This window comes from Amycolatopsis sp. H20-H5 (assembly GCF_035828755.1).
GTDB lineage: Bacteria > Actinomycetota > Actinomycetes > Mycobacteriales > Pseudonocardiaceae > Amycolatopsis.
Map to the genome: position 1 here is coordinate 1 of NZ_JAYMZS010000014.1, position 13,465 is coordinate 13,465.

The 13,465-nt window shown below is 69.2% G+C and carries 10 protein-coding genes and 1 pseudogene; 3 read left to right on the forward strand and 8 right to left on the reverse strand.

Annotated features, from left to right (window positions below; genetic code table 11):
* Positions 1-853: 853 nt before the first annotated feature.
* The 3 genes and pseudogenes from QMK34_RS10590 to QMK34_RS10600 form a co-directional block, all read left to right on the forward strand.
* Positions 854-1,657, forward strand: a complete 804-nt coding sequence (locus QMK34_RS10590) for an IclR family transcriptional regulator (RefSeq protein WP_326413555.1) — start codon at positions 854-856, stop codon at positions 1,655-1,657.
* Between the two features lie 109 nt (positions 1,658-1,766).
* Complete coding sequence (locus QMK34_RS10595; RefSeq protein ID WP_326413556.1) at positions 1,767-2,768, forward strand: amidohydrolase family protein; 1,002 nt, start codon at positions 1,767-1,769, stop codon at positions 2,766-2,768.
* A gap of 93 nt (positions 2,769-2,861) precedes the next feature.
* A pseudogene (locus QMK34_RS10600) lies at positions 2,862-3,044 on the forward strand (IS630 family transposase); the annotation flags it as partial.
* On the opposite strand, the gene QMK34_RS10605 reads toward QMK34_RS10600, so the two are convergent.
* The 8 genes from QMK34_RS10605 to QMK34_RS10640 form a co-directional block, all read right to left on the reverse strand.
* The gene (locus QMK34_RS10605) at positions 3,041-4,054 is read right to left on the reverse strand and encodes a PDR/VanB family oxidoreductase (RefSeq protein WP_326413557.1); all 1,014 of its coding nucleotides are present in this window, start codon (positions 4,052-4,054) and stop codon (positions 3,041-3,043) included. The pseudogene QMK34_RS10600 and the gene QMK34_RS10605 overlap by 4 nt on opposite strands.
* A gap of 10 nt (positions 4,055-4,064) precedes the next feature.
* The gene (locus QMK34_RS10610) at positions 4,065-5,249 is read right to left on the reverse strand and encodes a cytochrome P450 (RefSeq protein WP_326413558.1); all 1,185 of its coding nucleotides are present in this window, start codon (positions 5,247-5,249) and stop codon (positions 4,065-4,067) included.
* A gap of 45 nt (positions 5,250-5,294) precedes the next feature.
* A complete protein-coding gene (locus QMK34_RS10615; protein ID WP_326413559.1) occupies positions 5,295-5,993 on the reverse strand; it encodes an SDR family NAD(P)-dependent oxidoreductase in 699 nt (232 codons plus the stop codon).
* 36 nt (positions 5,994-6,029) lie between these two features.
* Entirely contained in the window at positions 6,030-7,487 is a 1,458-nt protein-coding gene (locus QMK34_RS10620; RefSeq protein ID WP_326413560.1) for an aldehyde dehydrogenase, read from the reverse strand.
* 42 nt (positions 7,488-7,529) lie between these two features.
* Complete coding sequence (locus tag QMK34_RS10625; RefSeq protein ID WP_326413561.1) at positions 7,530-9,746, reverse strand: ABC transporter permease; 2,217 nt, start codon at positions 9,744-9,746, stop codon at positions 7,530-7,532.
* On the reverse strand, positions 9,743-11,257 hold the full coding sequence (locus QMK34_RS10630; protein ID WP_326413562.1) for a sugar ABC transporter ATP-binding protein: 1,515 nt from the start codon (positions 11,255-11,257) through the stop codon (positions 9,743-9,745). The genes QMK34_RS10625 and QMK34_RS10630 overlap by 4 nt, the downstream gene beginning before the upstream one ends.
* Complete coding sequence (locus tag QMK34_RS10635) at positions 11,254-12,426, reverse strand: sugar ABC transporter substrate-binding protein (RefSeq protein ID WP_326413563.1); 1,173 nt, start codon at positions 12,424-12,426, stop codon at positions 11,254-11,256. Before QMK34_RS10635 ends, QMK34_RS10630 begins: the two co-directional genes overlap by 4 nt.
* 272 nt (positions 12,427-12,698) lie before the next feature.
* A complete protein-coding gene (locus QMK34_RS10640; RefSeq protein WP_326413564.1) occupies positions 12,699-13,349 on the reverse strand; it encodes a nuclear transport factor 2 family protein in 651 nt (216 codons plus the stop codon).
* Positions 13,350-13,465 lie beyond the last annotated feature (116 nt).

Sequence of the window (13,465 nt, forward strand, 5' to 3'; positions counted from 1 at the left end):
GCACGAGCAGCAGTTCCACCGCGACCGGTACCTCGGTGGTGGTCATGGCGCTCACCTCGGTCGTGAGGCGGGAGGTCAGGCCCGGATTTCCGTGCGGTCTTCGCCGGTGGCGGAGACCGTGATGCGGGCCGGTCAGTGCGCAACGCATTTCGGCGGGCACCGAGGTCCATGTGGTCACCGTAGCGCCGCCGCAGATTAGGCCACGATGCCCGCTGAATCGATGTTCACGTCCGTGGGGCGGCCGCCGAAATCCGAATTCGCGTGTTCACCGTTCACCGCTCGAGGTTGCCCAAACCGCCTCCTCCGGAAAAATCACGCGACTCGCGGTGTTCCCTCCTGATACCACTGTCCGAGTAATCAGCCTGGGAGCTGCGCACCTCGAGACCTCGCGAGCGGGCCGAGCACGCAGTGATGGGACGCGATCAGGCCCGATAGAGAGGGCTGCTCGGGATGCGGATCGAGACTGGCCACCGCTGCCACATCGACCGGCCAAGCACGATCGTCACGCAGCACGTTTCACCGAAGTCGAACTCGTGTCCAACCTCGGGCAAGAGCCGAGAAACGGCCGTCCTGCGGTGGCAAGCTGCCAGGCACACAACCGGTCACTGTGGACCCCGCCCTGGCCGCCAGGCTCATGAACGGTGGAACGCCGGCGGTGCTCGTGGTCATGACCGTTCCGTCGGTCCGGGTCGCTGTGCTTTCGTGAGCGATCGACGGAACGCATGCCGCTGACCACGCCGAAACGAACCCGGCCGTGCGGCCTCTGTGGTCCTCGACGCCATCCGTGCCCTGATCATCGACGGCCCGCCCTGCCGGAGTGGGATGGCGGCAGCCCGCTTCGTATAGTGATCCGATGGCAGAAATCGATGGCGCGGCCGACGCCCGGCAAGGCATTCAGTCGGTCGAAATCGCCATGACGGTGTTGCGTGCGCTCGAGGAGGGCCGCGGCCCGCTGACCCTCACCCAGATCGCCGCGGCCAGCGGGATGGGGGGCAGCAAGGCCCATCGGTACCTGGTGAGCCTCGGCCGCATCGGGCTCGTCGCGCAGTCGCGGAGCTCGGGGCACTACGACCTGGGGCCCTCGATGCGACGGCTCGGCATGGAGGCGCTGCGCCGGATGAACGAGGTCGGGCTCGCTTCGGAACACCTCCCCGGGTTGCGGGACCGCACCGGTCACGCGGTGAACCTCGCGGTGTGGGGCGATCAAGGCCCGGTGATCGTGCGCTGGGACTACGGCTCCTACGCGCTGCCCATCACGGTGCGGGTGGGTGCGACGATGCCGCTGTTCGCCTCGTCGATCGGCCGGGTGTACCTGGCCCATCTGCCGGAGACGCTCACCGGTCCGGTGCTGAGGGCCGAAATGGAGTCCGTGACGTCCCGGCGCCCGGCAGCCGGCGAGGTCGCCCGCATCACGAAATCCGTGCTCCGCGATGGCGTGGCGTTGACCTCCGGGGGCGTTGTCCCCGGTGTGACGTCGGTGGCGGCGCCCGTCTTCGCGGCCGGGGAATCGTTGCCGCTTGCCGTCGCGCTCGCTCTGCCGGCCCGGGAGGCCACCGAATCCGTGATGGCCGAGGTCACCACGGCGCTGCTGGAGACCACCGCCGAGATGTCGGCCGAGCTCGGGCACACGCCGGTCCGGCCGGCTCGCCGACAATAGTTCACTATGGTGCACTGACTTCACCTAACATGGATCGTGGGCTCGACGGTGTCACCCGGACGTTCGGGCCGTCGTACCTGCGGGACCGGACCAGAGGAGAAGATCTGTCGTGAAGATCGTTACGCTCGAGGAGCACTATCTGGACGTCGCCGTCGCGCGCGCGAGTGCTCCCGCGGCGCAGGCCTTGAGCCCGCACTTCGCCGCGAGCTACGACTCGGACAGTGGTCTGCCCTACACGCCGAGTGCGGAGGTGCTGCGCGATCTCGACGAGGGACGCATCGCCGACATGGATCGTCACGGCATCTCGATGCAGGTCCTGTCGAGTCTCTCGACGCAGCAGCTCCCGGCCGACGTCGCGGTCGATCTCGTGCGGGCGACGAACGACACGCTCGCCGATGCCGTGCGCCGGCATCCCACCCGGTTCGCCGCTTTCGCGGCACTGCCGACCTCGGTGCCCGACGCCGCGGCGGCCGAGCTCGACCGGTGTGTCGGCGAGCTGGGCTGTGTCGGGACGATGATCATGGGCCGGACCGAGGACGAGTTCCTCTCCGCCCCGCGCTTCGATCCGATCCTGCGCACAGCCGCGGCGCTGCGGGTCCCGATCTACCTGCACCCCGCCGTGCCACCGCGGGCGACGAGCGCGTCGAACTACGAGGGGCTCGATCCACTGGTCATCGCCCGGTTCCAGACCTCGGCCTGGGGATGGCACCAGGAGACGGCGGTGCATTTCCTCAACCTCGTGCTGAGCGGGGTGTTCGACCGTTATCCGGACCTGCAGGTGATCCTCGGTCACTGGGGTGAGATGGTGCCGTTCTACCTGGAACGGCTCGACGAGGCGCTGCCGACGCGCCTCACGAAGCTGGAGCGGACGATGGCCGACTACGTGCGGCAGAACGTGTACCTCACGCCGAGCGGAATGTTCAGCCAGGCGCAGCTGCGGTACTGCGTAGACGTACTCGGCACCGAGCGGATCATGTATTCGGTCGATTACCCGTTCGTCGGCAACGAGGGCGCGGCTGCCTTCCTCGACGAGGCCGATCTGCCGGAAACGGCGAAGGAGGACATCGCACACGGGACCGCCGAGCGCCTGCTGAAACTGCCGACCGCGTGAGGAACGGCGTGCGGCGGGTCAGCTGCACAGGCTCGCGGTGAGTGTCCTGGCCAGCCAGGACTCGAAACTTCGCGGATCCTATCCGCCGGACGAGGTGAGCAGCTCAACATCGCCGAAATCGAACTGTCCGCACTCACCCGCCAATGCCTCGACCGACGGATCGACGATCTGGCCGTGCTCAACGTCGAACTCGCCGCCTGGCCGCAGACCACCAACGACGCCCGCACCCGACTCCGCCACCTCTACCCTCAAACGTTAGAAGCGACGATGTACTAGAGATCGAGCGAGAGCTGGGGCGACTTGGCGCGCGAGACGCAGATCATCATGCTCTGGTTCGACTCGCGCTCGACCGGGCCGAGCACCGAGTCGCGGTGGTCCGGCTCGCCGCTGAGGACGCCCGTCTCGCAGGTGCCACAGGTTCCTTCGCGACACGAGGAGAGCACGAAAACGCCGGCTTCGTCGACGACATCGAGGATCGACCGGTCCGCAGGCACCGCCAGCGTCACGCCCGACTGCTCCAGCACGATCTCGAAGGGCTCCGAACCGGCCGCCTCCTCGATCGGCCTGGGGCTGAACCGCTCCACGTGCAGCGCGCCGGGGGGCCACGCCGCGCACCTGGCCTCGACCGCCACGAGGAGCGGCTCCGGCCCACAGCAGTACACGAGTGTGTCACCGGCGGGGGAGCCGAGGACCTCTTCGAGGTCCAGCAGCCCGGTCTCGTCCTGCGGGCGGACGCTGACGCGGTCGCTGTAGGGCTCCAGCTCGGGCAGGAACGCCATCGATGCCCGCTCCCGCCCGCCGTAGACCAGGCGCCACTCGGCGCCCGCAGCCTCGGCCTCGGCGATCATCGGCAGCAACGGCGTGATCCCGATGCCCCCGGCGATGAAGATGTACCGGGGCGACTTGGCGAGTGGAAAGTTGTTGCGCGGCCCGCGAATCCGCGCGGCGTCGCCGACCTGCATGCGTTCGTGGACGTAGCGTGAGCTGCCCTGGCCCGCCGGGTCCAGCAGGACGCCGATGCGGTACGACGAACGGTCGGCGGGGTCGCCGCACAGCGAATACTGCCGGGTGGGAGCCGCATCGAGGATCAGGTCGATGTGTGCGCCCGGCTCCCAGCGCGGAAACGGCCCGCCGTCGACCCGGCGCAACTCGAGCGTGGCAACCCCGGCGGAAGCCGCGCCTTTGGCCCCGACCAGGGCGGCGATCTCGAACTCCTGAGCCGTCAGGGTCAGCTCGGTGCTGCCTTGACGCAGTGTGCGAACTGTGGCGCTTGGTTGCTCGGTCATGATCTGCGACTCACCGCGCGAGCGGCACGAAACGCACCGGCAGGTGGTGGAACCCGAACTCGTTGAACGTGCCGCCGGACAGGTGATCAGGCTGCTGGTCCGGATCGAGCGTGACCGATTCGACCCGTGCGGCCAACGACTGGAGCGCGATGCGGACTTCCAGGCGTGCCAGCCACTGCCCCAGGCAGGTGTGAATGCCGTAGCCGAACGACATGTGCATCTTCCGCCGCTGTTCGGGGTCGAAGACATCCGGCCCGTCGAACAACCGCGGGTCCCGGTTGGCTGACCCGAGGAGCAGGTAGACGGTGGAATTCGCCGGGATCATGGTGCCCGACACCTCGACGTCTCGGGTGGTCACCCGCGGGATGCGCTGGAAGGACGGCCTGAGCCGCAGGACCTCCTCGATGAACTTCTGGGCGAAGGCCGGCTCGTCCCTCAGGCGCGCGAGGTCCTCCGGATGCTGGGTCAGGGTGTACACGGAGTTAGCGATCAGGTTCGTCGTGGTCGAGTGCCCGGCGACCAGCAGCAAGACCACGAAGCGCGAAAACTGCTCTTGGGTCAGCTCGCCCGCGGCGGTGAACTTCGCCAGCGTGGCGACCGCGCCTTCGGGCCGGTGCTGATCGGGGGCGACCAGGCTGCCGGCGAACGCGAACAGCTCCGAGTGGGCTGCCTTGGCGTCCTCCGGCGCAGGAGTTCCCAGCCGCGTCGACCGGATGTACTCCGCGGCGAGCTTCGTCCACCGCCGAAGCTGCTCCACATCATCGACCGAAACCCCGAACAGCCGAGAGCTGACCGACACGGTCAACGGACCGGCGAAGTCGTCGACGATGTCGCAGCCGCCGGCGGCCACGAGCGCATCGAGCAACTCGCGGCCGCGCTGCTCGATGAACGGCTCCATCGAGCTCACCGCGCCGCGGGTGAACAATCCCGACGTCATCGCTCGCAGCCGCTGCTGCTCCGGCGGATCGGAGTGCAGCAGGGTCGGCTGGGGCGAGGTGCGACTGGAGAAGGTCGCCGAGTCCTTCAGCGCCGCGGCGACGTCCTCCTGCCGGCTCAGCACCCAGACCGCGTTGCCGGCCAGCTCGGTCCGGAGAACGGGGGCCTGCTCACGCAGCGCCGCGTAGTGTGCGAACGGGTTCTCCTGAATCGACTTGTCGTCGAGCCGGAACCGCGACGGCGCGGAGTCAACACTCATCTCATGCTCCTGGAAGATAGGGGTGGGGCACCGGTGGGGACCTGGCTACCAGCCGACCTCGCCGAGGCGATTCCGGAACGTTCCGGTGGGTCCGCCGGGGCCGATGGTCGCTGTCGCGACGATCGCGTCCGTTCCTTCGGTGACGGTCTGGACGCCGGCGCCGCCGGTGAGGTCGGTGTTCGTGAAGCCCGGGTCCACCGCGTTGACCACGATTTCCGGCAGAGCCTTGGCGTACTGCGATGTCAGCATCGAGACCGCGGCCTTGGACGAGGCGTAGATCGGGGTGACGACCCGCGCCTCCATGGACCCCTCTCGATGGGTTTGCTCGAAGGACCCCAACCCGCTGCTGACGTTGACGATCACCGGCGAGCCGGACTTGCGCAGCAGCGGCAGGAAGGCACTCGTGACGCGGATGATGCCGAAGACGTTGGTGTCGTAGACCCTCACGGCGTCGGCGGCGGTGAGGTCGTCCACCGCCTTGCGCGGTCCGGAAACCCCGGCGTTGTTGATCAGCCCATCGAGGTGGCCTTCGTTCGCGGTTACGTTCTCGGCGGCTGCCTTGACCGACGCGTCGTCGGTGACGTCGAGCGGGACGAACCGCGCCGCGGCCCCGAGGGTGTCGGCGGCGGCCTGGCCCAGCTCCGGGTTCCGTGCGCCGACGATGACCTGGTGGCCGGCCTCGATCAGGCGGCGGGCCGCTTCGTAGCCGAGCCCCTTGTTGGCGCCGGTGATGAGAAACAGCATGTGCGGGTGACCTTTCTTGGTTGCGGATCAGGCTTCTCAGCCCTGTGGCCGAGCGCCGTAGATCGATTTTGCTTGCAGGTAGACGTCGAGCCCCTCCGGGCCGTACTCGCGGCCCACGCCGCTCTGCTTGACCCCGCCGAAGGGTGCGTCGAGGCCGGGCTGGTAGCCGTTGACGCCGATCGTGCCGGTCCGCACCTGCCGGGCGACCTCGACCCCGCGGTCCTGGTCAGTGCTGAAGACTGAGCCGCCGAGTCCGTACTGCGAGTCGTTGGCCAGCGCGACGGCCTCCTCGTCGGAGTCGAACGGGGTGACCGTGACGACCGGGCCGAAGATCTCTTCCTGGGCGATCCGGCTCGAGTTGTCGACGTCGGCGAACACCGTCGGCTCCACGTAGAAGCCGCGGTCCAGGCCGGCCGGGCGGCCTCCGCCGGTCAGCACCTCGAAGCCCTGCGCCTTGCCGTCGCGGATGTAGTCCTCCACCTTGTCGCGCTGGCGTTCCATCGCCAGTGGGCCGAAGACGGTGGCCGGGTCGTGCGGGTCGCCGACGGGGAGCTTGGCGATGGTGTCGCGCAGCCCGCCCTTCAGTTCGTCGTAGCGCGGGCGCGCGACCAGCAGCCGGGTGGACAGGACGCAGCCCTGGCCGTTGCCGCCCATCGAAACGATCGGCAGCTGGGCGAGGTAGTGGTCCAGGTCGGCGTCCTCAAGGATGATCGCCGCCGACTTGCCGCCGAGCTCCAGGCTGCACGGTTTCATCTGCTCGCCGCAGGCGGCCGCGATCGCCCGGCCCGCCTGGGTCGAGCCGGTGAAGGCGATCTTGTCGACGCCCGGGTGGGAGACGAGTCGGGCGCCGGTCTCGCGCCCGCCGGTGACGACGTTCAGCACCCCTGCGGGCAGGCCCGCGTGCTGGGCCGCGTCGATGAGGTAGGCGACGCTCAGCGGCGTCTCGCCGGCGGGCTTGAGCACGGCCGTGCACCCGGCCAGCAGCATCGGCGCGATCTTCGCGATGGCCAGCATCAGCGGACCGTTCCAGGCCACGATCAATCCCGCAACACCAACCGGCTCGCGTCGCACGATCGTGCTACCGCGCACCTCTTCGAGCTCCAGGGCGTCCCCGAGTCCCGCGTAGTACCGCAGGATCGCGGCGCCGAAGTCGATGTTCATCATCGCGGTGATCGCGATGGGCATCCCGTTCTCGGTGGTGAGGAACTCGCCGGCTTCGGCTGAGCGTTGTTCGAGACGGTCGGCCATCCCGCGCAGGTAGCCGGCGCGCTCACGGGGGGTCGTCTTCGCCCAGTCGGCACGGACGAAGGCGGCGCGGGCCGCGCGGACGGCCGCGTCGACATCCTGCTCATCGCCGTCGGGCGCCCGGCCGATGGTTTCCTCGGTGGCGGGGTTGATCGCGAGCACCCGGTCGGCGCTGTGGCTCGGCGTCCAGGTCCCGTCGACGAAGACGTTCGCGCTGTCCATGTCGATTTGCAGAGGTGAGAGACTCACGGTTGCTCCTTGGCGGGCGGATTCGGTGGGACACAGGGGGCCTCAGCCGACCCCGGCGACGGCAGCCGGGGTGGGCGGCGACGTCGGCGCGGCCGCCTTCGGCTTGCGGGCCCTGGGAATGCGCTGGTAGGCGGCGAGGCCGACCGCCAGCAGCAGTGCGACGCCGTTGAACAGGTCCGGGATCCAGATCGGCAGGCCCGCGAGCTGCAGGCCCTTGACGCCGGTGGCCAGCACGTAGGCCGCGACGACCGTGCCCCAGATGTTCACCCGCCCGGCGCGGAACTGGGTCGAGCCGAGGAAGACGGCGGCGATGACCGGCAGCAGGTAGCCGGGGCCGACGGTCGGGTCGCCGGTCGACAGCTCCGCGGACAGCAGGACACCGGACAGACCGCTGACAAGACCGCAGGTGGTCAGCGCGAACAGCAGGATCCGCGATGTCCGGACGCCCGAGAGGCGGGCCGCCGACGGGTTGCTGCCCGTGGCGTACACCTTGCGGCCGACCGAGGTGCGCTCCATGAGGTACCAGAGCGCGAACGCCACCACGAGCATGATGTAGAACGGGTAGGTCAGCCCGAGCAGGCGGCCGGTGGCGATCGTGCCGAACGCCGCCGGAAGGTTCACGATCTGCTGGCTGTCCGAGACCCAGGAGATCATCGCCAGTAGAAGCGAGCTGACCCCCAGGGTGGCGATGAACGACGGGACCCTGGCCTTGGTGATCATCAGCCACGACAACACACCGCAGGCCGCGCCGGCGGCCAGCGCGACCAGGATCGCGACCGGGATGCCGAGCCCGGTGCCGACGAGCAGCTTGGCGACGAGGATGGTGCCGAGCCCAACCTCCGTGCCGATGGCCAGGTCGAGCGCTCCGGCCGCGATCGGCAGCACCAGCCCGAGCGCGACCAGGCAGGTGATGGCCTGGTTCGAGATCAGCGAGCGCCAGGTGTCCCACTGCAGGAAGCTGTCCGGGATCCACACCGCGAAGACGACGAACAGCCCGATGAACAGGTAGATCGCGGCGATGTTGCGGAACCCCAGGCCGCGGCGCAGCCGCCGGGCCGTCGGCAGCTGCCCGGGGGAAGCGCCCTGCTCGTCCGCCGCGGCCGTGAGCGTCACCACGCCGGACAGCCGCGCGAGCAGCGCGGACCGGCGCACCCGGCGCCTCTCCCGTGCGGCGGGGGAGTAGCCGCGCAGCAGCCGCATGATCGCCTCGCGCCGGCCGACCTGAGGACGGCGCCAGGCGGCCAGTGCGACCGCGCCGAGCAGCGCCACGCCGTTGAACAGGTCGGGGATCCAGATCGGCAGGCCCGCGAGCTGCAGGCCCTTGACGCCGGTGGCCAGCACGTAGGCCGCGACGACCGTGCCCCAGATGTTCACCCGCCCGGCGCGGAACTGGGTGGATCCGAAGAACACCGCGGCGATGACCGGCAGCAGGTATCCCGGGCCGACGGTCGGGTCACCCATCGACAGCTGCGACGTGATCAGCACACCGGCGAGCGCGCTCACGACGCCGCTGGTGATGAGGGCGAAGAGGATGATCCTCTTGGTGCGGACGCCGGCCAGCGCGGCATTCTCGCTGTTGCCACCCATCGCGTCGACGTTTCCGCCGGTGGCGTAGACCTTCCGGCCTAGCGGGGTCTTCTCCAGCACGTACCAGAGGATCACCGCGACGATGAGCATGATGTAGAAGGGGTAGGTCAGGCCGAACAGCTGGCCGGTGCCGAGTTCGCCGAAGCCGGGCGGCAGGTTCACGATCTGTTCGCTGCTCGACACCCAGGCGATGGCGGCGGTGAGCACGGAGCTCACGCCGAGGGTGGCGATGAACGACGGGATCCGGGCCAGCACGATCAGCGACCAGGAGAGCGCGCCCACGGCGGCGCCGACGAGGATGGCCAGCAGGATCGCGAGCGGGATGCTGACCTGCGCGTCCACGAGCAGCTTGGCGACCAGGACGGTGGACAGGCCCACCTCGGTGCCGACGGCTAGGTCGACCACCCCGGCCGCGATGGGCACCACGAGCCCGACGGCGATCAGGCAGGTGATCGACTGGTTCGAGATCAGCGATCGCCAGATGCCCCAGCTGAGGAACGTCCTGGGCACCCAGAGGGCGAAGATGACGAACATCGCGATGAACAGGTAAACGGCGGCGGAGTTACGGAAGTGCAACGCATCCCGCAGGCGCCCCAGGAAGCCCGGCTTGGGCGTGCGGGTCGGCACCCGACCGGTTTTGCCGCCGGGAAGAGTCGCGGCCTCGTCCGTCATGGGTGTCCCAGCTCCGCTTCCACCAGCCGGGGCTCGCTCAAGGACGCCCGGGGCACTTCCGCCGCCACGACTCCGTCGCGCAGGACCAGTACGCGATCGCACAACTGCACCAGCTCCTTCGTGTCGGACGAGCACAGGACGACGCCCGTGCCGGCTCGCCTCGCGGCGAGGATGAGTTCGTAGATGGCCGACTTGGCGCCTACGTCGACGCCCTGGGTGGGCTCGTCGAGCACGAGCACGAGAGGCGCGACCCGGAGCCATTTGGCCAACGCGATCTTCTGCTGGTTGCCGCCGCTGAAGGTGTTCATCGGCCGGTCCGGGAACGGCGGCCGCAGGCCGACGGTCGCGATCCAGCGCCGGGTCTCGGCGCGCTCGGCGCGCAGGTCGAGCCGGCCGAAGGCGCGCTTGAGCGGCTGCATCAGCGGCAGCGTGAGATTCTCGCGGACGGTCATCGTCATGACGGTCCCGTCCCGGCGCCGGTCGGCGGGCAGGTAGGCCATCCCCGCCTCGATCGCGGCGCGGGTGTCGTCCGGGGTGAGCTCGTCGCCGCCCACCTCGATCCGGCCGCTCTCACGGTGCCGGGCGCCGAACAGGGCGGGGGCGAGCTGCTCGCGGCCGGAGCCGAGGATCCCGGACACCCCCACGATCTCTCCCGCGCGCAGGTCGAGCGAGAAGTCCGCGATCTCGGCGCAGCGCAGGTGCTCGACGGTCAGGACGGGTTCGGCGAGGTTCTGCCGCTCGGCGACCTCGAGCTCGGCGACCTCCCGGCCCGCGATGAGCCGCACCAGCTCGTCGTGGTCGAGGTCGCCGGTCGGTTCGTCCGCCACGACCCGCCCGTCGCGAAGCACGACGACCCGATGGGCCAGTGCGCGCACCTCGTCGAGCCGGTGCGAGATGAACACGATGCCGGCGCCCCTGTCCGCGATCCGGCGGACCGCCTCGAAGAGCACGGCGACCTCGTCGCGGTGCAGCGCGGTCGTCGGCTCGTCGAGCACCAGGATGTTGTCCGGCCGCTCCCACCCGTCCATGGCACGCGCGATCGCGACGATCGTCCGCTGGGCTGGGGAGAGCCTGCCGACCGGCACCGTGGTGTCGAAATGAGCCCCGAACCGCGAGATGAGCTCGTCGGCGTGGCGTCGCTCGGCGGCGGCGCGCACCGGTGCGAGCCCGAAGGCGCGCGCCGGCTTGCCGATGCCGATGTTCTCCACCGTGCTGAGGATGTCCGCGAGGCCGAGGTCCTGGTGGATGAAGTGCAGCTTGCCGCCGGCCGTCCCGGTCACGACGGTGCCCTCCGCGGCGCGCACCTCGACCTCGGTTCCGTGGTCGGCCTGATACACCCCGGCGAGGATCTTCACCAGTGTTGACTTGCCCGAGCCGTTGTGGCCCAGTACGGCGACGATCTCGCCCGCTCCGACGTCCAGCGAGACGTCGTCGAGGGCCTTGAGGCCGGGAAAGGTCTTCGACATGCGCCGGATGGTGAGCAGCGGCGGCGCTACGGCGCTGGTGGTCATGACTTCAGCCAGAGCTTCGCGTAGCGCTGGGCGTAGTCGGGATAGGGGTTCCAGCCCTTGGCCGGGTCGAAGGTGATGTCCTTCTGTCCCAGGAAACCGAACGAGGCTTCGCCGTCGGCCTCGGCCTTCAGCGGCTGGTCGCCGAGCACGAGCCGGGCGGCCACGTCCACGCCGGCCCACACGGAAGAGTTGTAGTCGATCGCGAGGGCGGTGTCGATCTTGCCGTCCTTGATGTCCTGCAGGTTGCCGGCCTGCGGCGCGTAGAGCAGGGTGCTGACGTCGATGCCGGCCGAGCTCATCGCAGCGGGAACGCCGGCGGCCAGGGTGCCGGTGCTCATGACGGCGATCGTCGTGTCGGGATGTGACTGCAGGTCGGTGACGACGGTCTGCGGCGCGCTGGTGCCGAGGGTCGCCAGCGCGACGTTGACGGTGCGCGACTCGCAAGAGGAACAGTTCTTCTTCAGCTCGTCCTCGAAGCCCTTGATCATCGCGGGCACGAAGCTGATCTCCGGCACGCCGTAGAAGGCGACCTTCGCGCCGGGCCCCTTGTTCGCGATCACCCAGTCCGCCAGGAGCCCGCCGGCCTTGACGAAGGTCGGGGCGCCGAGGTAGTTCGCGGTGATGCCGAACGGCTTGGTGTCCACGGAAACCGAGATCGTGACGATCTTGATCCCGGCGTCGGCGATCCGTTGCAGGCCACCACCGTAGATCTGCGGGTCGAGACCGGTGGCGATCACCGCGGCGGGTTTCATCGCCAGGACGGCGGAAGCTGCGGACTGCGCCGTCTGGGCGGACGAACCCGAGTTCACGATCGTGACGGTGCCGCCGATGGCCCGGACCGCCGCCTGCACCTCACGGCCGGCGACGGAGCAGGCCTGCGCGGCGCATTGCAGGAAGGCGAAGTTCGTGCCGGGCGGGACGGGCTTGCTCAGCGGCTGGTCCACGACGAACGGGCTCGCCTTGCCGCTGGTGTAGGCCGCGATCGCCTGCCTCGCGGCGTCGGCGTTCGCGGACCCGGCGGCCGCGCCCGATCCTGTTCCGGAGGAACCGCACGCGGTGAGGGAAGCCGCCATCACCACCGCGATCGACAAGGTACCCAAAGCTCGATGCACACCGGACAGGCCGGGTGTCAACCGGCGCGACTGCGCCTTCGGTTTCGCGATCGACATCGCCAAGCTCCTATCGCCGTTGATAGATGGACCTTGATGGATGGACTGAGCCGGTTCCGCGGTTCGGCGGTCCGGCCGGACTCCGGGGAATCACTCCGCACCGGCACGCTAGGCTTCACTATCGTTGAAGTCAATGCATATTAGTGAAGCAGTCGCGCCGTCAAGTTCCGGTCAAAACCGTTGCGGCACAAGCACTTACATCCAGGTTTCGGCATACGTCGGCTACGCCGCGGCATGCCGAGGCGTAGAAGCGCGGCGTCCGGCCGGCTGGTTCAGTTACCGGTGTCGTCGGACCCGGTCAGCCACTGCCAGGTCGCGTCGTAGAACTCCTGGACCGGCCCGGGCCGGTCGTCGCCGAGAAGCGTGTCGTCGACCTCCATGCCGTTGCGGCCGAGGTCCCAGGCGATGATCGAGTAGGTCTGGCGGAACTTCGCCAGCCGCGCGGCGGGGAGGTTGATCCGCTCGCCGGGCGCCACGGGGGTGAGCGAGATGTCCTCGTAGATCGCGTCGAGGCGGGTGATCTTCCAGACGCCGTCGCGACGCTCGAGCCGGTAGTTCAGCCTGCTGTAGGACACCAGGTGGCCGAGCACGCCCTCGACCTCCAGGTGTGCCCGGATCGCCGAGGAGGCTTCGGCGTACGCCCGGTCGCCGCGGGTGTGCACGACCGGGGCGAACATGTTGTGCACCGTCGTGCGGCCGCGTTCGACCATCTCGCGTGAACCCGCGACGAAACCGGCGCCGTCCCCTTCGTACCAGCTGAGCCGGACCGTGGAGTCGGGCCAGTAGGCGTCTGCCATCTGCTCCCACCGCCCACGGTCGCGGCCCTGTCGTTCGTGGAGGATCACCTGGGTGATCGTCGCTGCTTCGCTTCCGAAGTCCGTAGCGCCTGGCTCGCGGGTGGTGGCATCTGCGGTGACGGGCATTCGGACCTCCTTCCCGGCTGGCGGCCGCCGCGGCGACGCGGGGCTCGCGGGTGGTCTCGGTCTGCCGGCAAGTTTGACACGGAATCTCGCCAGAGTCACTATTGATGAAGAAATCT

Coding starts and splice junctions, on each gene's coding strand:
- QMK34_RS10630 (WP_326413562.1), bottom strand. CDS start 11,257: ATGACCACCAGCGCCGTAGCGCCGCCGCTGCTCACCATCCGGCGCATG.
- QMK34_RS10590 (WP_326413555.1), top strand. CDS start 854: ATGGCAGAAATCGATGGCGCGGCCGACGCCCGGCAAGGCATTCAGTCG.
- QMK34_RS10605 (WP_326413557.1), bottom strand. CDS start 4,054: ATGACCGAGCAACCAAGCGCCACAGTTCGCACACTGCGTCAAGGCAGC.
- QMK34_RS10610 (WP_326413558.1), bottom strand. CDS start 5,249: ATGAGTGTTGACTCCGCGCCGTCGCGGTTCCGGCTCGACGACAAGTCG.
- QMK34_RS10640 (WP_326413564.1), bottom strand. CDS start 13,349: ATGCCCGTCACCGCAGATGCCACCACCCGCGAGCCAGGCGCTACGGAC.
- QMK34_RS10615 (WP_326413559.1), bottom strand. CDS start 5,993: ATGCTGTTTCTCATCACCGGCGCCAACAAGGGGCTCGGCTACGAAGCG.
- QMK34_RS10625 (WP_326413561.1), bottom strand. CDS start 9,746: ATGACGGACGAGGCCGCGACTCTTCCCGGCGGCAAAACCGGTCGGGTG.
- QMK34_RS10635 (WP_326413563.1), bottom strand. CDS start 12,426: ATGTCGATCGCGAAACCGAAGGCGCAGTCGCGCCGGTTGACACCCGGC.